General features: G+C 33.6%; 25 protein-coding genes. 11 read left to right on the top strand and 14 right to left on the bottom strand.

Going from position 1 to position 23,274, the window contains the following annotated elements; all coding sequences use genetic code 11:
- Positions 1–9 precede the first annotated feature (9 nt).
- From OIU80_RS04845 to OIU80_RS04835, 3 genes are all read left to right on the top strand, one after another.
- Positions 10–891: a dihydrodipicolinate synthase family protein gene (locus OIU80_RS04845; protein ID WP_264285928.1), complete on the top strand. Its 882-nt coding sequence runs from the start codon at positions 10–12 to the stop codon at positions 889–891.
- Positions 892–1,149: 258 nt separating this feature from the next.
- Positions 1,150–2,496 carry a DEAD/DEAH box helicase gene (locus OIU80_RS04840; RefSeq protein WP_264285927.1) on the top strand — a complete coding sequence of 449 codons (1,347 nt, stop codon included), beginning with the start codon at positions 1,150–1,152 and terminating at the stop codon, positions 2,494–2,496.
- A 162-nt stretch (positions 2,497–2,658) separates the two neighbouring features.
- On the top strand, positions 2,659–3,093 hold the full coding sequence (locus OIU80_RS04835) for a hypothetical protein (protein ID WP_264285926.1): 435 nt from the start codon (positions 2,659–2,661) through the stop codon (positions 3,091–3,093).
- A 144-nt stretch (positions 3,094–3,237) separates the two neighbouring features.
- On the opposite strand, the gene OIU80_RS04830 is transcribed toward OIU80_RS04835, so the two are convergent.
- The 3 genes from OIU80_RS04830 to OIU80_RS04820 all read right to left on the bottom strand — a co-directional run bounded on the left by OIU80_RS04830 (position 3,238) and on the right by OIU80_RS04820 (position 5,451).
- Positions 3,238–3,816: a PhnA domain-containing protein gene (locus tag OIU80_RS04830; RefSeq protein WP_264285925.1), complete on the bottom strand. Its 579-nt coding sequence runs from the start codon at positions 3,814–3,816 to the stop codon at positions 3,238–3,240.
- Between the two features lie 86 nt (positions 3,817–3,902).
- Complete coding sequence (coaD, locus tag OIU80_RS04825; RefSeq protein ID WP_264285924.1) at positions 3,903–4,361, bottom strand: pantetheine-phosphate adenylyltransferase; 459 nt, start codon at positions 4,359–4,361, stop codon at positions 3,903–3,905.
- Between the two features lie 118 nt (positions 4,362–4,479).
- On the bottom strand, positions 4,480–5,451 hold the full coding sequence (locus tag OIU80_RS04820) for a D-alanine--D-alanine ligase (protein ID WP_264285923.1): 972 nt from the start codon (positions 5,449–5,451) through the stop codon (positions 4,480–4,482).
- Between the two features lie 377 nt (positions 5,452–5,828).
- Between OIU80_RS04820 and OIU80_RS04815 the strand changes: the two genes are divergently transcribed.
- The gene (locus OIU80_RS04815) at positions 5,829–6,452 is read left to right on the top strand and encodes a PASTA domain-containing protein (protein ID WP_264285922.1); all 624 of its coding nucleotides are present in this window, start codon (positions 5,829–5,831) and stop codon (positions 6,450–6,452) included.
- Positions 6,442–7,491, top strand: a complete 1,050-nt coding sequence (locus OIU80_RS04810) for an RluA family pseudouridine synthase (protein ID WP_264285921.1) — start codon at positions 6,442–6,444, stop codon at positions 7,489–7,491. Before OIU80_RS04815 ends, OIU80_RS04810 begins: the two co-directional genes overlap by 11 nt.
- A gap of 74 nt (positions 7,492–7,565) precedes the next feature.
- Here OIU80_RS04810 and OIU80_RS04805 read toward each other — a convergent pair whose 3' ends face one another.
- Complete coding sequence (locus tag OIU80_RS04805) at positions 7,566–8,177, bottom strand: LamG domain-containing protein (protein WP_264285920.1); 612 nt, start codon at positions 8,175–8,177, stop codon at positions 7,566–7,568.
- A gap of 269 nt (positions 8,178–8,446) precedes the next feature.
- Between OIU80_RS04805 and OIU80_RS04800 the strand changes: the two genes are divergently transcribed.
- Positions 8,447–9,973 carry a SulP family inorganic anion transporter gene (locus tag OIU80_RS04800; RefSeq protein ID WP_264285919.1) on the top strand — a complete coding sequence of 509 codons (1,527 nt, stop codon included), beginning with the start codon at positions 8,447–8,449 and terminating at the stop codon, positions 9,971–9,973.
- Positions 9,974–10,137: 164 nt separating this feature from the next.
- Here the strand turns inward: OIU80_RS04800 and OIU80_RS04795 are convergent, their stop codons facing one another.
- From OIU80_RS04795 to OIU80_RS04750, 10 genes are all read right to left on the bottom strand, one after another.
- Entirely contained in the window at positions 10,138–11,376 is a 1,239-nt protein-coding gene (locus OIU80_RS04795; protein WP_264285918.1) for an ATP-binding cassette domain-containing protein, read from the bottom strand.
- A gap of 18 nt (positions 11,377–11,394) precedes the next feature.
- A complete protein-coding gene (locus OIU80_RS04790; protein WP_264285917.1) occupies positions 11,395–12,249 on the bottom strand; it encodes a sulfurtransferase in 855 nt (284 codons plus the stop codon).
- A 25-nt stretch (positions 12,250–12,274) separates the two neighbouring features.
- A complete protein-coding gene (locus OIU80_RS04785; RefSeq protein ID WP_264285916.1) occupies positions 12,275–12,664 on the bottom strand; it encodes a DUF1398 domain-containing protein in 390 nt (129 codons plus the stop codon).
- Positions 12,665–12,719: 55 nt separating this feature from the next.
- A complete protein-coding gene (locus OIU80_RS04780) occupies positions 12,720–13,562 on the bottom strand; it encodes a mechanosensitive ion channel family protein (protein ID WP_264285915.1) in 843 nt (280 codons plus the stop codon).
- A 24-nt stretch (positions 13,563–13,586) separates the two neighbouring features.
- A complete protein-coding gene (locus OIU80_RS04775) occupies positions 13,587–14,036 on the bottom strand; it encodes a nuclear transport factor 2 family protein (protein ID WP_264285914.1) in 450 nt (149 codons plus the stop codon).
- 101 nt (positions 14,037–14,137) lie between these two features.
- The gene (locus OIU80_RS04770) at positions 14,138–14,575 is read right to left on the bottom strand and encodes an acyl-CoA thioesterase (protein WP_264285913.1); all 438 of its coding nucleotides are present in this window, start codon (positions 14,573–14,575) and stop codon (positions 14,138–14,140) included.
- Between the two features lie 163 nt (positions 14,576–14,738).
- Positions 14,739–15,341: a hypothetical protein gene (locus OIU80_RS04765; RefSeq protein WP_264285912.1), complete on the bottom strand. Its 603-nt coding sequence runs from the start codon at positions 15,339–15,341 to the stop codon at positions 14,739–14,741.
- Between the two features lie 235 nt (positions 15,342–15,576).
- Positions 15,577–16,371, bottom strand: a complete 795-nt coding sequence (locus OIU80_RS04760) for a hypothetical protein (protein WP_264285911.1) — start codon at positions 16,369–16,371, stop codon at positions 15,577–15,579.
- A gap of 56 nt (positions 16,372–16,427) precedes the next feature.
- Positions 16,428–17,141 (bottom strand): hypothetical protein, encoded by a 714-nt coding sequence (locus OIU80_RS04755; protein WP_264285910.1) that lies wholly within the window; start codon positions 17,139–17,141, stop codon positions 16,428–16,430.
- A gap of 18 nt (positions 17,142–17,159) precedes the next feature.
- Entirely contained in the window at positions 17,160–17,810 is a 651-nt protein-coding gene (locus OIU80_RS04750) for a hypothetical protein (RefSeq protein WP_264285909.1), read from the bottom strand.
- Positions 17,811–18,129: 319 nt separating this feature from the next.
- Here OIU80_RS04750 and dnaK point away from each other — a divergent pair, with 319 nt between their 5' ends.
- From dnaK to OIU80_RS04725, 5 genes are all read left to right on the top strand, one after another.
- Entirely contained in the window at positions 18,130–20,013 is a 1,884-nt protein-coding gene (dnaK, locus tag OIU80_RS04745; RefSeq protein WP_264285908.1) for a molecular chaperone DnaK, read from the top strand.
- A 203-nt stretch (positions 20,014–20,216) separates the two neighbouring features.
- Positions 20,217–20,774 (top strand): helix-turn-helix domain-containing protein, encoded by a 558-nt coding sequence (locus OIU80_RS04740; RefSeq protein ID WP_264285907.1) that lies wholly within the window; start codon positions 20,217–20,219, stop codon positions 20,772–20,774.
- Positions 20,771–22,021 carry a site-specific integrase gene (locus OIU80_RS04735; protein WP_264285906.1) on the top strand — a complete coding sequence of 417 codons (1,251 nt, stop codon included), beginning with the start codon at positions 20,771–20,773 and terminating at the stop codon, positions 22,019–22,021. Before OIU80_RS04740 ends, OIU80_RS04735 begins: the two co-directional genes overlap by 4 nt.
- Before the next feature lie 5 nt (positions 22,022–22,026).
- The gene (locus OIU80_RS04730; RefSeq protein WP_264285905.1) at positions 22,027–22,776 is read left to right on the top strand and encodes a hypothetical protein; all 750 of its coding nucleotides are present in this window, start codon (positions 22,027–22,029) and stop codon (positions 22,774–22,776) included.
- 107 nt (positions 22,777–22,883) lie between these two features.
- Positions 22,884–23,225: a helix-turn-helix domain-containing protein gene (locus OIU80_RS04725; RefSeq protein ID WP_264285904.1), complete on the top strand. Its 342-nt coding sequence runs from the start codon at positions 22,884–22,886 to the stop codon at positions 23,223–23,225.
- Positions 23,226–23,274 lie beyond the last annotated feature (49 nt).

Below are 23,274 nucleotides of genomic sequence, written 5' to 3'. Positions count from 1 at the left end.
GAAAAATAAATGAAAAACACATTGTTTAAAGGTATTATTGCCTATCCGATTACCCCGTTTGATAAAGACGAAAAAGTAGATATTGTATTGTATAAAAAGCTATTAGAAAGATTGATTGTTTCTGGTTCTCATGGCGTTGCTCCATTAGGAAGTACTGGTGTTATGCCGTATTTGACAGATGAAGAAAAAGAAGCAATTACTGAAGCGACAATAGAACAAGTTAATGGCAGAGTTCCTGTTTTGGTAGGTGTATCAAACCTAACAACCGAAAAAACAATTTATCATGCTAAGTTTGCCGAAAAAGCAGGTGCAGATGCAGTTATGATTATTCCGATGAGTTATTGGAAATTGACTGATGATGAAATTGTACAACATTATGATGCAGTTGCTAAGCAAATTTCGATACCTATAATGGCGTATAATAATCCTGCAACGGGTGGAGTAGATATGTCGCCAGCATTATTAAAAAGATTGTTGGAGATTCCGAATGTTACTATGATTAAGGAAAGTAGTGGAGACGTGCAAAGAATGCATTATTTAAAAAGAGAACTAGGAGATGATGTTGCCTTTTTTAATGGATCAAATCCGTTGGCATTGGCAGCGTTTTCGGCTGGAGCAACTGGCTGGTGTACAGCAGCACCAAATTTAATTCCAGAACTGAATGTTGATTTATATAATGCTATCCAGAAAAATGATTTGAAGGAAGCCCAAAAGGTATTTTATAAGCAATTGAATCTTTTGAAATTTATTGTAAACAAAGGTTTGCCAAGAACGATTAAAGCTGGTTTGAAAATTAAAGGGATTGATGGAGGTTTCTTAAGAAGTCCGTTGAAGCCATTAACTGAAACTGAAATAGCTGAATTAGAGTTGATTTTTAAGGAATTAGATTAAGTTGTTTAACCGCAAAAGATTTACCGCAAAGGGCGCAAAGAGTTTATAAATAAGATGTAACAAAACGCAAAGTTTGCAAAGCTTTATGTTTTATTAGCTTTGCGCTCTTTGCGTAAAATTTTTGTGTGTTTTGTGGTTAATTTTAAAACTAAGTTGTTTTTTACTGCAAAGCTTTTTTGCAACGAGAAACTGTGACTGAATACTGCAACTGAAAACTAAAAATTGTACACTGCCAACTATTTTAGTTACTTTTGCAAAATGAATAAGAAACACCATTCGAATAATATACTTTTGAATTTAGGTATCGAAAGCCTAAACGAAATGCAAGAAGTAGCTCAGGACGCTATCCTGAACGACAATAATGTTTTATTACTTTCTCCAACTGGATCAGGAAAAACACTAGCTTTTTTACTGCCAGTTTTAGAATTATTACAACCCGAAATCCTTTCTGTACAATGTTTAATTCTAGTTCCTTCAAGAGAATTAGGATTGCAAATTGAACAGGTTTGGAAAAAAATGGGAACCGATTACAAAGTTAATATTTGTTACGGAGGCCACTCTATCGATACTGAAATTAAGAATTTAAGTAATCCGCCTGCAGTTTTAATAGGAACTCCGGGAAGAATTGCAGATCATATCGACAGAGGTACTTTCCGTTTAGATAAAGTTCAGACTTTAATCTTGGATGAATTTGATAAATCATTGCAATTAGGGTTTCATGAGCAAATGTCTTTTATTATTGGTAAACTACCTAAATTAAATAAACGTGTGTTAGTTTCGGCTACATCTGACATTGAGATTCCAAAATATACTAGGGTAATTAATCCAACTATTTTGGATTTTATTCCAGAGGAAGAAGAGAAATCGAATCTTTCGATGAAAATGGTGGTTTCTCCATCCAAAGATAAAATTGGAAGTTTATTTAACCTGATTTGTTCTTTAAAATCGCAATCGGCTATTATTTTTTGTAACCATCGTGATGCTGCCGAACGTATTAGTGATACGCTAAACGAAAAAGGAATTTACGCGACATATTATCATGGTGGAATGGATCAAGATGAGCGTGAGCGTGCTTTGATTCAGTTTAGAAACGGAAGTGTGAGTTATTTAATCACAACCGATTTAGCTGCTCGTGGTCTTGATATTCCTGAGATGAATCATGTTATCCATTATCATTTGCCATTAAAGGAAGATGAGTTTACACACCGTAACGGTCGTACTGCTCGTATGCTTGCATCGGGAACAGCTTATATTATCGTTCACGAAAGTGAGAAAAAACTAGACTATATTAATTATGATATGGATGTTTTAAAGGTCGATAATGCTACGACTTTGCCTAAACCTCCAGAATTTCAGACAATATATATTAGTGGTGGAAAGAAAACCAAATTGAACAAAATAGATATTGTTGGTTTCTTTTCTCAAAAAGGACAACTTGAAAAAGGTGATTTGGGATTAATTGAGGTAAAGGATTTTATTTCGTTTGCTGCTGTAAAATTCAATAAAGTAAAAGATTTGCTTAAAAACATCAAAGATGAGAAGATGAAAGGCAAAAAATTTAAAATTGAAGTAGCAAGAAAAGTAATTAAGAAGGAAGAGGAGTAATTTGTTTAATAACAAATAGTTACTTGTTTGTTTTTTGAGGGAAAGGGATAATTATAAAGATTAATTTGGATTTAATGCCAATAAATTAACTGTGTAAGAAAGGAGTTAAAAATTTTTATTATTATGTTTGCGCCATCAAATAAATAAACCCCAAAGAATATTATGAGAAAAATTATTACTATTACTGTTTTGTTTTTAAGTTTTGCATCTTTTGCTCAAATTAAAGTTATTGAAACTGTACCAGTTGAAAAATTAGGTAAAGTAAACAATAATTATATCCAAAAAATTGGAGATGAATACACTGTGTTTTATAACTGTATTCAAAGTGATGATGAAAATAATACTTTAAGAAAGTTTACTTTTAAAAATATTGATAATGATTACCTTAATCTTTACAATATCATCGTAAACGGATTTACAGCAACTCCTTTGTATGATATCAAATTAGAATTACCTAACAATTACGTTTGGTTGCATTATACTGCGAGTGTTGATAAACCTACAGTTCAATTTATGGTTTCGAATAAAGAAGGTAACGCAAACAATGTTTCTGAAGCTTTAACTAAAGACCAAGTAAGTAAATTGTTTCAAAAATAATTAGATTTTTTAAAATCTATATACTAAAAAAGGCTATTCATTTGAATAGCCTTTTTTGTTTAGTTTTAGGGTTTTAAGTTTTTGAGAGGAGGCTACAAGCCTTTGTTCCTTAGCTTCTTTGAACCTTTGTAACTTAAAAAATAATTATATTTTCTTCACGTATTGTGTGATAATTACAATTTGCTGACCATCTACTTTACCTTCAATGTATTCGGCGTTTTCATGATCTAAACGGATGTTACGCACAGCAGTTCCTTGTTTGGCAACCATACTAGATCCTTTTACTTTTAAGTCTTTAATTAAAACTACAGAATCTCCGTGTTCTAGGATTACTCCGTTACTATCACGGTGAATAATTTTGTTTTCATCATCTTCACCTTCTCCAGTTGCTTGTGCCCATGCTAGGGTATCTTCGTCTAAATACATCATGTCAAGTAATTCTTGTGGCCATCCAGCTGCACGCAATCTGCTTAGCATTCTCCAAGCTACAACTTGTACTGCAACATTCTCGTTCCACATGCTGTCGTTTAAACATCTCCAATGATTTAAATCTACGTTATCTGGGTTTTCTATTTGATCTATACAAGTACTACAAGCCATTACACTTTCATCAATTCCGCCTTTTTTGGTAGGTAAAACTTGATATACTTTTAGGTTATCGGTTGCACCACAAAGTTCACATTTTGATCCACTACGTTTGCTTAATTCTCTTTCTATGCTCATTTTTTAATAGTTTATTTGAAAATGCGAAATTACTTATAATTTAGGAGGGTGGCAAATTTATATTTTTTGATAGTTTTTAAACTGTATTACTTTTGAACTCTAACAGCATCGGGAACTAACATTTCGTATTCTCCGCCATTTCGTAATACATCGCGAACGATACTTGAGCTGATATATGAAGTGCTGGCAGCGGTTAATAAAAACACGGTTTCTATTTTAGAAAGTTTTCTATTAGTATGTGCAATGGCTTTTTCAAATTCGAAATCGGCAGGATTGCGAAGACCTCTTAAAATAAAATGAGCTTTTTGTTTTTTGGCCAAATCTATAGTAAGTCCTTCATAAGTAATTACGGTTATCTTTGGTTCATCTTTGAATGTTTCTTCGATAAAGTGCTTTCTTTCTTCGAGTGAGAACATGTATTTTTTTTCGGCATTTACACCAATTGCAATTACGATTTCATCAAATAGAGAAATCCCTCGTTTGATAATATCTTCGTGTCCAAGTGTAATTGGATCAAATGATCCAGGGAATATAGCTTTTCTCATTTCTTTTAAGGTTCAGAGGTTCAGAGTGGCAAAGGTTCAAAGGTTTTTTTAAGGCTCTAAGATTCTGAGTTTCTAATCTTAGTGCCTTAGCAACTTAGAATCTCAGAACCTTTTTTGGTTACGCCAAAGCCAACTCTATTGAATTTGTGAATAAATCTTCTAATGAAATTCCAGCTGCTTTGGCTTGTTGCGGAATCAAACTTTCGGTTGTTAAACCAGGAATGGTGTTCATTTCTAGCATATATGGTTCGTTGTCAACGATGATAAATTCGCTTCTTGAGAATCCTTTCATTTTTAAGACTTCGTAAGCACGTTTTGCAACTTCACTTACTTTTTGCGTCATTTCGTCTGAGATTCTAGCTGGTGTGATTTCTTGTGATTTACCTTCGTATTTAGCTTCATAATCGAAGAAGTCATTATCTGAAACTATTTCGGTAATTGGTAGTACGATAACTTTACCTTGGTAATTAATTACTCCAACAGAAACTTCTGTTCCGTCAAGGAAGCTTTCGATGATGATTTCGTTGTCTTCTTTGTAAGCAACTTCTATTGCAATCGGTAATTCGGCTGCAGTTTTTACTTTTGAAATTCCGAAGCTTGAACCCGCTTTATTTGGCTTTACGAAACATGGCAAGCCTACTTTTTTTACAATCTCATCAGTATTGATAATATCTCCTTTGTTTAGATAGTAAGAAATAGCTGTTTTTATTCCGTATGGTTTTAAAACAGAAAGTAAATCACGTTTGTTAAACGTTAGGGCTGCTTGGTAATAATCGCATGAGGTTTGCGGAATGTGCAATAATTCAAAATAAGCTTGCATTAGTCCGTCTTCTCCTGGTGTTCCGTGAATGGCATTGAATACACAATCGAAAGTAATTTTACTTCCGTTTACTGTAACCGAAAAATCATTTTTATCTATCGGAAATTCGGTATCTTTTTCATCTACATAAACCCATTTTTCTTTGAAAATATGAATTCGGAAACCGTTGTATTTAGTTTTATCAAGGTATTGATATACTACGTTTCCGCTGATTAGTGATATTTGATATTCGCTAGAATATCCACCCATGATAATGGCAATGTTTTTCATTTTAAATTTTAGTTTAAAGTTTTAAATATTTTAGTTTAAAGTTTTTCTGGTTTAAAGTTTTTTCCAGAGGACTTATTTTTTAAAGCATGTTGTTATGAAAACGTTTGTTTTTAGCCCCGATGGTAGCGGCATCCTTTTTTTATGCTTTTTTGCATGGAAAAAGATATAGCGAACAGCGGGAAATAGCTCCTGATTCTTTGACTCTGCTCAGAGTGACAAAATATATGATTTACTCATCTAATAATACTCTTTGACTCCGCTTAGGATATCATAGAGAGGGCTTAAGGATGACAATTAAGGCGCTTTCTTCTATTAAACAAAATTATCATTTTTTTTGGAACGAAATCTTTATCTTTGCCACAAATAAAAATAAATTTATGAGTTTACGTAAGTATCTAACTAGCCGAGTATTTTTTACGCAAATACTAATTGCTGTTGCAATTATTGCAGTTTTGGGTTATTTGTTTATGCATTGGCTGACATTTACCACTGATCACGGACATGAAATTGAAGTACCTGATTTGAAAAAATTGACGGAAGAGCAAGTCGAGGCAAAATTGGACGGTCTGGATTTGGATTACGTGCTTTTGGATAGTGTAGATTACAAAAGTGATTTCCCTAAATATAGTGTTGTTGAGCAAGATCCTTTGCCAGGAACGAAAGTAAAAGTGGGAAGAAAGATTTATATTAAAATAAATTCTTCAGGTTTTTCATCAGTTCGTATTCCGGATTTGATTGAAAAGACATATCGTGAGGCTGTACCAACTTTAAAAGCATTAGGACTTCAAGAAGGTACAATTACATATATTCCGAACCTTGGAAAAGACATGGTTTTGGAGATGCGTTACAAAGGAAGAAATTTAAAAGTGGGAGATCGTGTACTGAAATCATCAAAAATTGATTTGGTTTTGGGCGATGGAAAAGCAAGTTATTTAGATGATAGTCAACCGGCAGATTCTCTAGCAGTGCCTGAAGATGAAAAAACAGCAAATGAGCAATAATAATACCGATAGTTTAGATTTAGAAGAAGAGTTATATGAGCATTTTAGATTTGAAGTTCCTAAAGGACAAGCGCCTTTACGAATCGACAAATACTTAATGGGCTTAATACAAAATGCGACCAGAAATAAGATTCAGAATGCTGCTACAGAGGGTAATATCTTTGTAAATGACGTTATTGTAAAGTCAAATTACAAAGTAAAAGCGTTTGATGTAGTTACGGTAATGTTATCACATCCTCCGTATGAAAACCATATTATTCCAGAGGATATTCCGTTAAACATTGTTTACGAAGATGACGCTTTATTGTTAATTAATAAAGAGCCAGGAATGGTTGTACATCCGGGACACGGAAATTATACAGGAACTTTGGTTCATGCTTTGGCGCATCATTTTGATAACCTGCCAATGAACAGCAGTGAACGTCCAGGATTGGTTCATAGAATTGATAAGGATACTTCGGGACTTTTGGTTATTGCCAAAACTGAAGCTGCTATGACGCATCTTGCCAAGCAATTTGAAGCTAAAACTTCGGAAAGAGAATATATTGCTTTGGTTTGGGGAAATGTTACCGAGGAGCAGGGAACTATTGAAGGAAATCTGGCAAGACACTTGAAAGACAGAATGCAAATGGCTGTTTTTGCTGATCCAGAAATAGGAAAGCCTGCTGTGACGCATTATAAAGTTCTAGAGCGTTTTGGATATGTTACTTTAATTTCATGTCAGCTTGAAACAGGTAGAACACACCAGATTCGTGCTCATATGAAACATATAGGTCATCCACTTTTTAATGATGAGCGTTATGGTGGTCATTTGATTTTAAAGGGTACTACGTTTACGAAATACAAACAGTTTATTGATAATTGTTTTAAAGCTTTGCCTAGACAAGCATTACATGCCAAAACATTAGGCTTTGTTCATCCTACAACAGGTGAACTGATGCGTTTTGATACTGAACTTCCGCAGGATTTTCTTGATTGTATTGAAAAATGGAGAAATTACTCTAAATCGCATAATACTGATAGCGAAGAGGAAAATTAAGTTAAGTGTAAAGCTTAATATCTAAGAGCCTGTTTAAATTTTAAACAGGCTCTTAATGTTTTTATAATCTTTGTTTATAGATTTTTAATTACAAAATCTGTTATTTTGACTTCTCCATTTGTTATTAGCCCAACTTTTCCTTGTTGGCTCAAATTATTTTTTTCAAGAGCACATTCCAGTATTGTGTTGTTATCTACTGAGAATAGTAATTGATTGTTTTGAACTTTAATTTTTACGGTGTACCATTTGTTGTTTTGTAATTCAATTGGTTTGGTAAATAAACTTTTCCCGCCACGTTTGTCGTATTCATCACTTTTTTTATGGTAAACACCTCTTCCGATAACCATATTTTGTTCGATTTGATATAGATAGGTTCTAATATACTTTTCTTTATCAATGTTTAGCATAATCTCAAACAAAGATCCTTTTGTCATATTTGCTTTAAAAGTGATTTCATAATTTTCAGGAAGATTCTTTTTAGACTCTATTACGCCCCAATGCATATAACCTCCAATTCCGGTTAAAGTATCTTTTTCTAGAAACCATTCTTTTGAGTCAAAATTCCAATGAGGTTTTAGTTGAGAAACGGGCAATATTCTATATTCTTTTTTTACGGTTGCAATTGTAGTTGAGCACGAAATAATTAAAAGAGAGAATAAGAATAATGTGAAATATTTAATTTTCATTTTGTTTTTTTTATAAAATTGCTCTTAGCTATTGTTGGTATGTGACATGGCTGAAAAGATTGATGTAATTTACCAAATAGCATTAATAAATCATAGCTTTTATAAAAGAAATGCTAGTTTTTATCTTATTTGTAAAGTTGAATTAGTGATGATATACACTGTAAAATAGTTACTTTTGTCGGGTTTATAAAAAAGATATCTTCTAATTATTAAAATAGTAATAGTAGAAAATAATATTTTTTAGTTCCCATCTTTCAGATTTATATTTAATGAAGCAGTATTTTAACTTATTTGACTTTACACAAAAAGTAAATTATAAAACAGAAATCCTAGCTGGTTTAACTGTGGCAATGACTATGATTCCTGAATCGCTTTCGTTTGCTATACTGGCTGGTTTTCCTCCTTTGGTTGGTTTATATGCTGCATTTATCATGGGATTGATTACAGCAGTTTTTGGAGGTCGTCCGGGGATGGTTTCGGGTGGAGCAGGAGCAACGGTAATTGTATTGATTGCTTTGATGAATTCTCATGGCTTAGAATATATTTTTGCTGCTGTAGCTTTAGCTGGGGTTTTGCAAATTTTGGTAGGTTTTTTTAAATGGGGTAAATTCATTCGGTTGGTTCCTCAACCTGTAATGTATGGTTTTGTAAATGGTTTGGCTGTTGTGATTTTTATGTCGCAATTAAAACAATTTAAAACTGTTGTTAATGGTGAAACTGTTTGGCTTTCGGGAAGCCCAATGTTTATTATGTTGGGATTGGTTGCTTTAACTATAGCAATCGTAATTTTGTTTCCTAAAGTAACTAAAGCTATTCCAGCTTCTTTGGTAGCTATTATTGTTGTCTTTGGTTTGGTTTTTGGTTTAGGTATTCAGACAAAAACCGTTGCCGATATTGCTTCGATAAGCGGTGGTTTCCCCTCTTTTCATTTGCCTAATATTAATTGGAATTTGGAAACGCTACAACTAATTTTTCCATATTCTTTGATTATGGCTTCTGTAGGTTTAACGGAGGGGTTGTTAACATTAAACTTGGTTGATGAGCTTACGGGAACTAAAGGAAACGGGAATCGTGAATGTATTGCTCAAGGAAGTGCCAATATTGTAAATGGGTTTTTCTTCGGGATGGGTGGTTGCCCTATGATTGCCCAAACGCTGGTAAATATTTCTGCAGGATCTAGAGCTCGTTTATCTGGGATTATTGCATCACTAACTATTCTTGTTATTATCTTGTTTGGAGCACCTGTAATCGAAAAATTACCAATGGCTGCTTTGGTTGGTGTTATGTTTATGGTTGCGATAGGAACGTTTGAATGGGCTAGTTTTCGGATCATTAATAAAATGCCTAAACATGATATTTTTGTTGGAATCGTTGTAGCTGTGATTACTATTTTTATGCACAATCTGGCTTTGGCTGTTTTAATAGGTGTTATTATTTCGGCATTGGTTTTTGCATGGGAAAGTGCCAAACGCATTCGTGCCAGAAAATATGTTGATGATAATGGGGTTAAACATTACGAGATATTCGGGCCTCTTTTTTTTGGTTCTGCAATGGCTTTCACGGAGAAATTTGATGTTAACGATGATCCTAATGAAATAATTATAGATTTTAAAGAAAGTAAGATTGTTGATATGAGTGCAATTGATGCCGTAAATAAAATTACAGAACGATATGCTAAAGTCAATAAAACGGTTCGGTTATATCATTTAAGTGATGATTGCCGATTGTTGCTTAAAAACGCTAATATTATTGTAGATATTCTAGAAGATCCTACTTATAAAATTACTGCTGATTAACCCGTTGTTTTTTATTAATCTGAGCACATAGACACATAGGATTTATGTGTAAAAAAGAGCGCAAAAAGAAACTTATTTCTTTCACATAGCTTGCGCTTTGATTTTTAATAAGTGAAACGCTTTTTTAGATTACAAAATCATGTTTCTATGTGTTAGTGAAAATTTTATGAATTAAGTTTTATATTTCCAATTGAACCAGTTTCCGATGGAATTAATTCGAATATTGAGGTAGGAGTAAGACCTGGTTCTATACGATGAGAAACGTACAAGATGGTCATGTTTGTTTCTTTGACTAAAAGGTTAACGAGTTCGATAACTAAAGCTACATTTTCATCATCAAGACCTTCTACAGGTTCATCTAAAATAACCAAAGGAGGATGTTTTAAAACTGCTCTAACTATTAATGCAACTCGTTGCTGCCCGATAGAAAGTTGTGTAAATGTTTTGTTCTTTAAATGACTCATTTTAATTACATCAAGCCATTGCGATACAATTTGTCTTTGTAACGAGGTTGGTTCGGTATATAAGCCAATTGAGTCAAAAAAACCAGATAGAATCATGTGTTCCAGACTGTGTTTTTTTTGAAATAAATCGGTCATAGAAGTCGAAAAATATCCGATTCTTTTTTTGATATCCCAAACACTTTCTCCACTTCCTTTTTTCTTTCCAAAAAGGAATAAATCTTGGCCATATCCTTTAGGGTTATCCCCAGAAATTAATGACAGAATTGTACTTTTTCCTGAGCCATTTGGACCAATAAGTTGCCAAAATTCATTTTTTTTGATTGTCCATGTAATGGCGTCAACAATTTTTCTTTCGTCATAACTTACCGAAACCCCATTCATGTGTATTAACACCTCTTCATCATAATCTGTTGGCTCAGCAGGTTCTGGAATAGTTACTTTTACTGAATTTGATTTTGCTTGAGTGCTTTTTATTTCGTTTAAAATAAATGTATTGTCTGTAATTTGAGCTTTATTGTGAATGAAAGGAAACAAATCGGCTGCTCGATTTACCAATTGAATGATTCGTACTGATTTAGCCAATTGTTCTAACGAATTTGCCAATGTAATACGTGAGGCATGATCTAAGTGATCGAGTGGATTATCGAAAATAATATAATCTGGATTTTGCTTTACGCAATAGTTCAAAAACTCTTTTTTTCGTTCGCCAGAGGAAAACGTTCGTAGTTTTCGATTTGATTCTGTAGCGGCTTCAATTAAATCATATTGGTATTCTTTTTCGATAAATTTATCAATTGCAATGTCAGAAAACAGAATTCCATTTAAAGAATTAAAAGCAGCTAATTCTCCTTCAGCGTTTCCGTCAAGTACAGTATCAATAAAAGCTTTTTTATTAACAGTATTGGATAAAAGTATGTCCCAATGTTCGATTGTATTCATTTGAGCAATTTAAGAAATCTATTTTGTTTGTGCAGTAATCATTGGTCTATTATTTCTGGACCATTCGCTCCAAGAGCCTACATAAAGTTTTGGAATTGGTAATCCTGCATAATCGAAAGCAAGTATAGTATGACAGGCTGTTACGCCCGAACCGCAATGCACAATTACACTTTCAGGTTTGGTATTACGTATTGCATCTTGGTATTTTGTTTTTAAAATCTCTGGAGATAAATAAGTACCATCTTCATTTAAATTACTGCTAAATGGAACATTTGTAGCTCCGGGAATATGTCCTGCAATTAAATCGATAGGTTCAGTTAAACCATCAAAACGATCTTTGTCTCTTACATCGATGATTATGGTATCTGAATCATTACTCGCTATATCAATTTCGGTAATATCTGCTTGAGCTAATTCCCATTTTGTAATTGGATATAATGTTGTAGTTGTAAAAGTTTCAACTCCCGAGTTTATCGGGAAACCTGCTTTGATAGCTGTTTGTAATCCGCCATTTACAACTTGTACTTTTTCATGACCAATTGCTCTTAACATCCACCAGAAGCGGGCAGCAGCATTTGAACCATTTTTATCATCATATATAATTATATGGCTTGATGGTGTTATGCCAAGTTTTGATAAAACTTCTGAAAACTTTTTGAATGAAGGCAAGGGATGTCTCCCTCCAATTGCTGCATCTGGAGAAATAGTTGCTAAGTCATGATTTAAATCAACATATCGAGCACCTTGTAAATGAGATGTGATATAGTTTTCTTTGGCATTAATTCCTGCTCTGGCATCGATAATTACAATTTCTGATCTTTGTAATGTTATTAATTCTTCAGGATTTATGATTGGAGACAATCGCTTTGACATTTTTTATGGATTAAGAATTGGAAATTTATTCTGAAATTTTTTCTATTACTATTTCATTTCCAGATTTGTCATAGTAGGTACAAGTCATTTCTACAATATCTACTCTCCATTTTGCTATACCGCATTGTCCTGCTTGGTTGCAAAATGTCATGTAATCGGTTTGTCCATCCTGATGTTGTAAGAGGCATTCTAAGAAACGCTCTTTATTGACAGCTGAAGTTACTTTAATCTCATCGTATTTGTCAGTTGTAGCAACGCTGTAATTGTTAACGCCATAATATGCTACAGTACCATCTTTTACATTGGTATCGTATCCTTTTACGCCTAGAATTATTAAGTCTTGTATATAATTTGGAAAATCGGCTCCAGTTTTTACTTTTGAGTGTGCTTCTTTAATTTGTTCTATTGTAAACATAGTTTTTTTGTTTTTTTGAATGAAAGAGAAAAGGGCTTATTTGTTATTCTGAAAATTAATCTTCTTTTTTTAATGTAATGACTTGTTGAGGAAACGGAATTTCTATTTTTTCGGTATCAAAACGTTTTTTTATACTGTGCAATAAATCGCAATACATAACAAAACCATCGGTTGCATCTTTGGCCCAAGCCCAAACTTTTAGGTTTACGCTCGAATCTTTAAGTGCTACAACTCGTGCTACAACAAGTGGTGCATTATTTTTCTTGTTCGCAGCAGTCCGGGTATCAATAAAAAGAGGATGTTTTGCAACCTCTTCTTTCATTATATCTAATGCTTTATCGATATCTGAATCATAACCAATACCAATTTCGATTATTTTACAGCATTTAGAGTCATTCATATTTGTATTTAGAATAATCTGATTGCTTATAACTGAATTTGGAATAATAATACGGTTATTTTCCATGTCTTTTAGAACAACTTGTCTTAAATTAATATCTTCAACAATACCACTAAAATTATTGATTGTGATTTTATCGTTTATTCTGAAAGGTTTAAAAATCACTAAGAAAATCCCGCTCATAATATTACTTAATGCTTGTTGAGAAGCAAGACCAGCAATGACTGAAATTACTCCTGCACCAGCAAGTAATGAATGCCCGATAACTTTAAATTCTGGAATTTGAATTAAAGCAAAAGCAATTCCTAGTATGTATATTATAGTAATGACTAAATGCTTTAAGAACTTGTATCCAGTACTATCAAAATCGTTAATGCCTAGTCTACGACGAATAAAGCGCATAAAAAGCTTATCGATAATAGTAGCTAATACGATTGTTATAATTAGTATTATTACAATAGCAACAATTAATCTAAAGTCTTTTAAAAGGTTTATCATTTTCGAATGTAATATTGATTTGTTTTATTCTTGTTCTTCGAAATTGTCGTAGTAAGTAAAATCCTTTGTTATCAATCCGTTTTCGATAGTAAAGATGGTACAAATTGGTAATTCGAAAGTCGAATCATCTTCTGCAGTTCCGCTAGAAACAAACTCTACAATTACGTGGTTTTCTCCTGATGGATATATTTGTATTACTTTATCTTTTAAATCGGGGAAGATTTGGTTTAACTCGCTGTATTTTTTTTCTATTTCGGCACGACTTTGTTTTACTATTCCGGGGCCTAAGGATGGATCTTTAAACTCGGCAGTTGGAATATACATTTCGGACATTTTTTTCCAATCGTGATTGTTGAAATGGGTAAAATACTGTTTGACTAATTCGGTGTTTTTAGAATCCATATTTTGTGGGTTTGGGTTATTACATGATATTAATGATACAATTGTTATTAGAACGATTATTATTTTTTTCATAATTATGTTTTTTAAATTGTTACTATTGTAGAAAGAACCTTATAATAATTCCACACAAAATATGGACTTACCTATATGTATTGATGAGGTATTACTAGGGTTTATAGCCCTACAAAATCTTCACTTTTAGGAAAGATACTCAACGCTTCTATTGCGATCGCTGGAGTAGGAGAAGCTAGCTTTCTTAGTTTTGTATCCATCCATGCACCATCGACAGTAATGGTTGCGCAAAGTTTGCCTTCTTCATTGATAAATTCATGTATAATTGACCAACGTGATCCATCAGGTTTCATCTTTGATGTTTTGGTATGGATGAATATTTTATCTGAAAGTTTTATTTCTTTTCTGAAAATACATTCTTCTCTAAAAAGTACAGGACCAAAGTTTTGTTCCTGCATTACTCTTAAAGTCAAGCCTAGTTGTTCTAGAATTTCGATACGGTGTTGTGCTCCAAAATCATAATAGGCACTATGACGCAAGTGAAAATTAGGGTCTAGATCAGACCAACGGAAAGATAATTCTTTACTAAATGAAACCATTTTTATTCTATTTTATAGTTATTTTCAATGTATTGCAAATAATCAATTGATTATTTGGGGAAATATTTTTTTTTAAGAATCGAAAATACGAATAAAAATTGGAAAGCTATTGCTACGGTAGTTAAAGTATAACTAACATAAATGGATTTTAGGATGTTGTTTTTTAGTAAAACTCGGTTGTAAATGGTGCGAAATTCTGCAATTTAGGTAATGGTCGTATTAAAATTTTCTTTTGGGTTTTGGTTGGTTTTTCATTACTATCATCATAACGTTCAGTTGAGCTTACTCGTATTCCGGTTGATAAATTAAAATCAACCATTCCCATTGTTCCCTGTCCATCTGAATATACTTCTGAAAAACCAATTAATTCGAAATTATTATTCTGATAGCGAAATTTATGCTCAAAATTGCCTCTTGTTAATTCGTTTTTAATAGTTAGAATCCCTTTTTCGATAGTAATGTCATAAAAGGAATTTCCGTTGTAGTAGCCATTTTTTCCTTCTGGATATTGATTGTCTATAGCTTTTGTTGTTGAAACAATTTGTTTGAATGCACCATTAGGCTGTGCAAAAAACACTTCTACTTTATATGGTGCTTTTTCGTTTATAGTATCTTGAGTTACTACAACCAAATCGGCTAAATTATCTTTATTTAAGTCTCCTTTTACTTTTTTTATTTGAACAACAAATTTGTCTTTTTGGTTGTTTTTTTGCGCAATTAAAGACGAGGTGATAAAAACTAAAAGGAATAATATTGCTTTATTCATTGTGTTTTGTAGAAAGATTTTATTGTAAAAAATCGTTGGATGTAATTGATTTAATACATAGAAATATAGGGTTTTTATTTTCAAAAAAGGCGTTTCATTTATTAAAGTACACAAAGCTAGCTATGCGAAAGAAATGTAGTTCTTTTTGAATTCTTTTTATGTATAATATCTATGTTTCTATGTGTTAGATAGATTTTTGCGAATTATATCAGCGGTCTAAAACATTATTGAATTATTATGGTTCGTCACACTCAAATGCTACGTTTGTAAATAGTTTATTGAATTCTTTTTCCATTGTGCCATCATCGTTTACTCTGTAAACTTCTGCATTGGCACAATTCCACCAGCCATATGTCATTATTTCTTGTCTAGCATTTTGTATTCTGTCCTTAGAGTTGTATTTTTCTAAATGACGTTCCATGAATTTTTCTGGGCTACCATTATTCTTTTTTTGTTTTTCGGCTAAATTATTCCAGGTTTTTAACAGTAAGATAGTATCATTTGAAATTAATGCTTTTGCATATTCGGTACAGTTTTTAGAGAATCGGTTGTTTAGTAAAACTGAAGGATTGGAATAGGCTTCGATAGCTATCTTTTTTAGCTCATATATGTCTTCTAACTCATGCATTTTGTCTGCTTTTACTTTTTCCCAATACGGATTGGAGACAACTTTTTGGTTGTAAGAAGCTTTTCTTTCGTTGTATTCTGCAGTTAATTCACGAGTTAATTTCTCAGCATCGGCTGCAGAAGTTGGGTTAGTATTTGTATTTAAATAAGCACTTGAATGCATACCCCATGCATTATATGTGTTTTTAAGCTCCTCTTCAGAGTATTTTTCAGGATCGTATTCGCCTGTATTTGAGCATAATTCAGTATCCCATTTAAAAATGGCAGTTTTACCACTAGTAGTTCTGTTTTCTGTAGTTGAAGATGTAGTTTCTTTTTCTTCTGCTTCTGCTTGTTTTTTTTGTTTATCTGAGCAAGATAATAATAGTATCGAGCTTAAGAATAGGAATAGGGTTTGTTTCATTGGGTAATAATTAAATATAAAACTTGACTTTTAGTAATTCGAATTTAATACTATTTTTAATATCCTTTGTCATTATAGATATTGAATTTTTCGAACGAAATTTCTCCAAAGTCTTTTACTGTTTTTAGTTTCTCATAATCAATAACTAAGGCTTCGGCATTTTCGTCGGCACTATCATTAAATTTATAGTTTATGTAATTATCTTTGTAGAGAAACCAATTGTTTTTGGATTTATTATATTTAAATGTAATAACATGTTCCCAATGATGACCTCCTGATACGCCATGTTCTATAGAGAAATAACCGTTTTTTATTGTTATTCCAGTAAAAGGATCTCCAAATAAGCCTCCACAATCAATACAATATATTGCATTATTATTTTTATAAGCCAGTTTATAAGTGCCATCTTTTTGTCCTATTAAAAGGAGCATAGGTCTTTTGTCGGGTTTATTTTCGGCATAGTTAGATGTTGATTCTTCACTGGTTTTTCGTAAAACTAAAATGGCATCGGTGTATTCATCAAGATTAAGATCTCCAGATTCAATGCTTATTACGCTATAGTCTTTTGGTACAAATGCTTTTAAATCTTGATCTAAACTATCGATTGAGTCATTAAAAGTTTGATGTTTTTTTATTGAATCTGTTTTGTTTTTTTCTATTTGAATCGAATCAATATTCTTTTCTGATTTATCGGTTACTTTTTCTTTTGTAGTTTGGTTACAAGAACAGAGTAGTAATGATAGTATTAATAGGTAGGTAGTATTTTTCATTGGTTTTGTAAAAGGAAATTATAGTGGTTTATTTTTCTTGATTTCTTGTGCTATTTTAAGAACATCCATCCAGTTTTTTTCTGTACTTGGTTTTGGGTTGTCTAAAAGCACATTTCCATTAAAATCTAAGATATATTCATTTGATTCAAAATCGAATAGATGAATGGTATTATTTTCTATATTAAATTCAGTTTTACCTTCGGGATTTACCCAGATATTTCTCCCTCCAAAACTCCATATTATTTCTCCGCTTTTGGTTATTCTCTTAATGTCGAGTTCTCCGTGGATAATAAAATCTTCTTCGACTTTATGAATTGAAAAATTGGTTATAAAATCTATTTCTTTGCGCCATACTAAATCTAGGCTTGGTATTTCGAGACAATACACTTTGTTACAAACGCAAATCCAGATTCTGTCATCTTCGATTATAAATGATTTTTGGGTTATTGCAGTAACGCCACCACTTTCACAAATTATAGCGCTTGCAATTTTAGTATCAGATTTCTTAACAATAATTACACATTTACTTGTAGAATAAAGCTTATCTTTATCTTCATTGGCTTGAAAGAAAACAGTATCGTAAACTTTTAAATTATCAATTGAGTTTATCGTATAATTGCTGTCGTTAATTACTTCAATTTGATAATTTTTATAGTTAAGCTTTACCATTTATTATTTTCTTGCTAAGGTAGTTGATTACAAATTTAAACTCTTTGTCTAAATTAATTAAAATATATGAATTGGTACAAAATTCCTGGCATTGTCACGAAACCTATAGAAATGCAGGAATAGTTTTTTGATAATGACATCTTAGATTGAGTTATGACGCAGATGTCAGGGTGTAAAAATGTCATATTGTCATATGGTTTAGGCTGTGTCAATACTGAAAACTGACAATTTATATGTATTTTTTGTATTGGCACAAAGATTGACTTATGCACCATGAGTTGTTAAAATAAGTATACATCAAAATTAAATATATAAAAAAATGGGTAAAATAATCGGAATTGATTTAGGGACTACGAACTCTTGTGTTTCTGTAATGGAAGGTAACGAAGCAGTTGTTATTCCTAACGCAGAAGGAAAAAGAACTACACCATCTATCATCGCTTTTGTTGAAGGTGGAGAAATTAAAGTAGGAGATCCTGCAAAAAGACAAGCAGTAACGAATCCTACAAAAACGATTGCTTCTATTAAACGTTTTATGGGACACACTTTTGCTGAAACTACAAATGAAGCAAAAAGAGTATCTTACAAAGTAGTAAAAGGTGACAACAATACTCCACGTGTGGATATTGATGGTCGTTTATATACTGCTCAAGAATTGTCTGCAATGACTCTTCAAAAAATGAAAAAAACTGCTGAAGACTATTTAGGTCAAACTGTAACTGAAGCAGTTATTACTGTTCCTGCTTACTTTAATGATGCGCAACGTCAAGCTACAAAAGAAGCTGGTGAAATTGCAGGTCTTAAAGTTATGCGTATAATCAATGAGCCAACTGCAGCTGCACTTGCTTACGGATTAGACAAAAAAGGAACTGATCAAAAAATTGCTGTTTACGATTTAGGTGGAGGTACATTTGATATTTCTGTTCTTGAATTAGGAGATGGAGTTTTCGAAGTATTGTCTACAAACGGTGATACTCACTTAGGTGGAGATGATTTTGACCACGAAATTATTGACTGGTTAGCTGACGATTTTAAAGCTGAAGAAGGTATCGACTTACGTCTTGACCCAATGTCATTACAACGTTTGAAAGAAGCTGCAGAGAAAGCAAAAATTGAATTGTCTTCTGCTTCAGAAACTGAAATCAACTTGCCATACGTTACAGCTACGGCTTCTGGACCAAAACACTTAGTGAAAAAATTGTCTAGAGCTCAATTCGAAAAATTAACTGATTCTTTAGTAAAACGTTCTATGGAGCCTGTTGCTAAAGCATTAAAAGATGCTGGTTTAACTACATCTGATATTGACGAAGTTATTCTTGTTGGAGGTTCTACTCGTATGCCAAGAATTGCTGAGGAAGTTGAAAAATTCTTCGGTAAAAAAGCATCTAAAGGAGTTAACCCTGATGAGGTTGTTGCAATTGGAGCAGCTATTCAAGGTGGAGTTTTATCTGGAGATGTAAAAGATGTATTGTTACTTGACGTTACACCTTTATCTTTAGGTATCGAAACTATGGGTGGTGTATTGACTAAATTAATTGAGTCTAACACAACTATTCCAACTAAAAAATCACAAGTTTTCTCAACTGCTGCTGATTCTCAACCATCTGTTGAAATTCACGTATTGCAAGGAGAAAGAGCGATGGCTGCTGATAACAAAACTATCGGTCGTTTCCACTTAGATGGTATTCCACCAGCACCAAGAGGAGTTCCTCAAATCGAGGTTACTTTTGATATCGATGCTAATGGTATCATCAAAGTTTCTGCAACTGATAAAGGAACAGGAAAATCTCACGATATCCGTATCGAAGCTTCTTCTGGATTAACAGCTGAAGAAATCGAAAAAATGAAAAAAGATGCAGAAGCTAATGCTGATGCTGATAAAATTGCAAAAGAAAGAGCTGAGAAATTAAACGAAGCTGACAGCATGATTTTCCAAACTGAAACTCAATTAAAAGAGTTAGGTAGCAAATTAGCTGACGATCATAAAGTTGCTGTTGAGTACGCTTTAACTGAATTGAGAATGGCTCACCAATCTCAAGACATTCCAGCTATTCAAACTGCTCTTGACAACATTAATGCAGCTTGGAAAACAGCTACAGAAGCAATGTACGCTCAAGGTGAACAAGGTCAACAAGCAGCTCCACAACAAGAGCAAGCTCAAGGAGACAATGTTGAAGACGTTGAATTCGAAGAAGTCAAATAATTACTGATTAACATCAGTTAATAATAAGTGTTAAGCCGCTGTAAACGAAATGTTTACAGCGGTTTTTTCTTTTTTGTTCTTTTTCGTTTCTGCTCTTTTTTAATCGTTTTTTGCCATATATTTGTACCATATTTGTACCGGCACTTAAAAGGAGACGAAGTGGCACTTATGTCTACTTATGGTACCTTAATGAGGAGACAAAGATGATGAAAAGAATAAATAAACAATGTCTTAACTGCGGGGAGGAATTTCTGCCTAAAACCGTGGCTTCTGTTTACTGCTCACATATATGCAGTAAAAAGGCATACAAACAGAAGATGATACGGCTGAAGAATGAAGCGGAGATTAATGCGCTTGCAGATAAAATACCCCAGACTAGGGCATTTATTTCTGTCCCTGAAGCTGGCATGCTTTTTGGCATTGCCAAAAGGACCCTTTACCGGCTTGTTGGTCAGGGAAAGATTCCTTCAGTTAATCTGGGAACCCGCCTTGTAAGGATAGAGCGCAACGTCATGGAAGGGATGTATGGTTCAGCCCGCAGCCTGCCACAGCCTCAAAGCGCACCAAAGAAAAAATTATACAACCTTGAAAAAGAAGACTGCTATTCCATCGGTGAAATAGCTGAGAGATTTCAAATATCTGAAGGTTCTGTCTACAATCATATCAGGAAATATTCCATCCCGACCAGACAGATTGGAAAGCATGTATATGCGCCAAAAATGGAAATTGATAATTTGTATAACGGAAATGAGTTTATATGAAACAATTAGCAAAAACCAAGGTGACTGTGCGTCTTCGAAAAGCAGAAGACCGAAAAGAATGGTATGTTTACATAGAGAGCTATCCTGTAGAGGTTTGTGGAAAGAAAACACCCCAGAGAATCCGTGAATATTTAAACAGATCCATAACAACAGTGGAATGGGACAAGAAAAGAACTGCCCGTACAGATGCAGAGGGTATAAGATCCTATAAACCCAGACGCAGCGATAACGGAATTATAATCTGCAGAAGCGAAAGTGACCGTGAGATCATGCTCTATGCTGACGCAGTGCGTAATATCCGGCAGAAAGAATACGATAATACAGATCTGTACAGTGATGCTGAGAACCTATTGGCTCAGCAGAAAGAAAAAGCAAAAGAGGATTTTATTAAATACATTGCTGCTACGGCGGCTAAAAGGCACGCCCGAAGTTCAAAATCCATTCAGATCACTTGGCAGCGAACCAGAGAGTTTTTAAAGAGCTATTCCAAAGGTAGCCTGATGTTTTCCCAGATTGACAGCAGAATGGCGGAAGATTTTAAACTGTTTCTGCTGGCTGCGCCGCTCGGAGGAGGCAAAAAAGGAATCATTTCCCGCAACACTGCGGGAACGTATTTTTCCATATTTAAAGCGGCTTTGAAACAGGCTTTTATTGATGGATATTTAAACGTTGATTTATCTTCAAAGATAAGAGGCATACCTGAGCAGGAATCAAGACGCGAATATCTTACTATTGAAGAATTGAATGCATTGGCCGAAACGCCCTGCGAAAAAGATGTCCTTAAAAGAGCCGCGCTTTTCTCGGCGCTTACAGGTCTGAGGCATTCCGACATTCAGAAGCTCCGCTGGAAAGAGATAAGTCTTGAAGACGGCAGGGCCAAACTGCATTTCACGCAGAAAAAGACAAAGGGTGTCGAATACATGCCTATTTCTGAGCAGGCTTTAGATCTCTGTGGAGAACCGAGGCTTCCCGGACAGCTTGTCTTTGAGGATCTGCCGGACCCATCGTGGATTTCACGCCCTCTGAAAAAATGGGTTGAATTGGCGGGCATTAAAAAAAATATTACCTTCCACTGCTTCCGCCATACATTTGCAACACTACAGCTGTCGAGCGGGACAGACATATATACGGTCAGTAAAATGCTGGGGCATACCAATGTAAAAACTACTGAAATCTATGCCAAAGTAATAGATGAGAAAAAAAACAGAGCCTCGCAGGCAATACAATTGGAATCTTTAAAGAAATAAGCGCAATGAAAATTAAATACTTTGAATATATCACAGTTTATCTATCTGTTTTTTTAGTCTGCGTTTTTGTTGGCATAATCGGAAGAATGATGCTGCTGGAAAAAGGTGCTGATGAATATACAGCCGGCGTTTTTTTCTGGATTAGCACTGGATTTGGAATTTTAATGTTTGCAATTCTAAGTTTATTTCTTAACGATTTGGCTGAGAGATTACTGAATCGTTTTTTGAAGGCAAAAAAAAATGAATCGCCTGAAAACCGGATTCCAAGTGAAGACCTTGAAAAAATGGAAGAGGAGGGGCAGGATATTTTAATTAAGCCCGAATTGTCTGAAAATAAAAAATCAGCCAGAGATATTCAGCAGATAAGAGAGGAGCAGCAAAATATGATAAAAAATCAAAAACAAGCCAGAATTGATATAGCCATCCGTTATACACAGCAAGAGTTTGCGATGTATACATCGGACGATGATTTGAAACAATTGGGTAAGAATATAATCATATATGCTGAAGAAATAGATTTCGAAAATATTAAGCCGGTAAAAGTAAAGGATTTGTCCAATCTCGATTTGTATCATTTTGGCTGGAATATCTGGAATTGCTTTAAAGTCAGCAGGCAGGACAGAGCCGTACAATTTTTAAAGCTGACTTTTGCTGAGGCTTTAAAAGATGTTGAGCAGAACAGTATTAAAACGCATCTTAAAGATGATGAACAGAAAGGTCTTATAAAGATTATGGAAGATTTTACAGATTTTTAAATGCCAATAGGTATAAAGCACTGTGTTTGTCAAGTGTTTTTGCTGTGAAGAAAGACACAGCAGAAACACTTTTTTCATTTGCACCATAACTATTAAAAACAATTGGTATGGATGTAAATGAAATCTCTTTTGAGAACCTGCCCAAAGCAGTAGCACATTTAGTGAAAGAAATTGCCGAGATTAAACTTATGATTCAGAATGTGCAGGTATATGAATCTAAAGAAAAAAGTATTCCTATTGGTGTCGAAGAAGCAAGCCGGTTAATCGGAAAAGCAAAGCCTACAATTTACGCTCTTGTAAGGCAGAGAAAAATTCCGTGTTATAAATATGGTAAAAAGCTGTATTTTTTTGAAGAAGAACTTTTAGAATGGATTTCTAAAGGTAAAAAGAAAACAATACAGGAAATCGAATCAGAAGTATTAAAATATAATCATAATCGAAATAAATAGATGGATAATAGCCAGCAGGAATACTTATATCACTCCTTTACATTATCAA

This window comes from Flavobacterium frigoritolerans (genome assembly GCF_025847275.1).
Lineage (GTDB): Bacteria > Bacteroidota > Bacteroidia > Flavobacteriales > Flavobacteriaceae > Flavobacterium > Flavobacterium frigoritolerans.
This window is presented reverse-complemented; position numbering and strand designations above follow the sequence as displayed.

Bases quoted from the DNA above. Each gene is read 5' to 3' on its own strand.
- OIU80_RS04845 (WP_264285928.1), top strand. From the start codon at position 10: ATGAAAAACACATTGTTTAAAGGTATTATTGCCTATCCGATTACCCCG.
- OIU80_RS04840 (WP_264285927.1), top strand. From the start codon at position 1,150: ATGAATAAGAAACACCATTCGAATAATATACTTTTGAATTTAGGTATC.
- OIU80_RS04835 (WP_264285926.1), top strand. From the start codon at position 2,659: ATGAGAAAAATTATTACTATTACTGTTTTGTTTTTAAGTTTTGCATCT.
- OIU80_RS04830 (WP_264285925.1), bottom strand. From the start codon at position 3,816: ATGAGCATAGAAAGAGAATTAAGCAAACGTAGTGGATCAAAATGTGAA.
- coaD (WP_264285924.1), bottom strand. From the start codon at position 4,361: ATGAGAAAAGCTATATTCCCTGGATCATTTGATCCAATTACACTTGGA.
- OIU80_RS04820 (WP_264285923.1), bottom strand. From the start codon at position 5,451: ATGAAAAACATTGCCATTATCATGGGTGGATATTCTAGCGAATATCAA.
- OIU80_RS04815 (WP_264285922.1), top strand. From the start codon at position 5,829: ATGAGTTTACGTAAGTATCTAACTAGCCGAGTATTTTTTACGCAAATA.
- OIU80_RS04810 (WP_264285921.1), top strand. From the start codon at position 6,442: ATGAGCAATAATAATACCGATAGTTTAGATTTAGAAGAAGAGTTATAT.
- OIU80_RS04805 (WP_264285920.1), bottom strand. From the start codon at position 8,177: ATGAAAATTAAATATTTCACATTATTCTTATTCTCTCTTTTAATTATT.
- OIU80_RS04800 (WP_264285919.1), top strand. From the start codon at position 8,447: ATGAAGCAGTATTTTAACTTATTTGACTTTACACAAAAAGTAAATTAT.
- OIU80_RS04795 (WP_264285918.1), bottom strand. From the start codon at position 11,376: ATGAATACAATCGAACATTGGGACATACTTTTATCCAATACTGTTAAT.
- OIU80_RS04790 (WP_264285917.1), bottom strand. From the start codon at position 12,249: ATGTCAAAGCGATTGTCTCCAATCATAAATCCTGAAGAATTAATAACA.
- OIU80_RS04785 (WP_264285916.1), bottom strand. From the start codon at position 12,664: ATGTTTACAATAGAACAAATTAAAGAAGCACACTCAAAAGTAAAAACT.
- OIU80_RS04780 (WP_264285915.1), bottom strand. From the start codon at position 13,562: ATGATAAACCTTTTAAAAGACTTTAGATTAATTGTTGCTATTGTAATA.
- OIU80_RS04775 (WP_264285914.1), bottom strand. From the start codon at position 14,036: ATGAAAAAAATAATAATCGTTCTAATAACAATTGTATCATTAATATCA.
- OIU80_RS04770 (WP_264285913.1), bottom strand. From the start codon at position 14,575: ATGGTTTCATTTAGTAAAGAATTATCTTTCCGTTGGTCTGATCTAGAC.
- OIU80_RS04765 (WP_264285912.1), bottom strand. From the start codon at position 15,341: ATGAATAAAGCAATATTATTCCTTTTAGTTTTTATCACCTCGTCTTTA.
- OIU80_RS04760 (WP_264285911.1), bottom strand. From the start codon at position 16,371: ATGAAACAAACCCTATTCCTATTCTTAAGCTCGATACTATTATTATCT.
- OIU80_RS04755 (WP_264285910.1), bottom strand. From the start codon at position 17,141: ATGAAAAATACTACCTACCTATTAATACTATCATTACTACTCTGTTCT.
- OIU80_RS04750 (WP_264285909.1), bottom strand. From the start codon at position 17,810: ATGGTAAAGCTTAACTATAAAAATTATCAAATTGAAGTAATTAACGAC.
- dnaK (WP_264285908.1), top strand. From the start codon at position 18,130: ATGGGTAAAATAATCGGAATTGATTTAGGGACTACGAACTCTTGTGTT.
- OIU80_RS04740 (WP_264285907.1), top strand. From the start codon at position 20,217: ATGATGAAAAGAATAAATAAACAATGTCTTAACTGCGGGGAGGAATTT.
- OIU80_RS04735 (WP_264285906.1), top strand. From the start codon at position 20,771: ATGAAACAATTAGCAAAAACCAAGGTGACTGTGCGTCTTCGAAAAGCA.
- OIU80_RS04730 (WP_264285905.1), top strand. From the start codon at position 22,027: ATGAAAATTAAATACTTTGAATATATCACAGTTTATCTATCTGTTTTT.
- OIU80_RS04725 (WP_264285904.1), top strand. From the start codon at position 22,884: ATGGATGTAAATGAAATCTCTTTTGAGAACCTGCCCAAAGCAGTAGCA.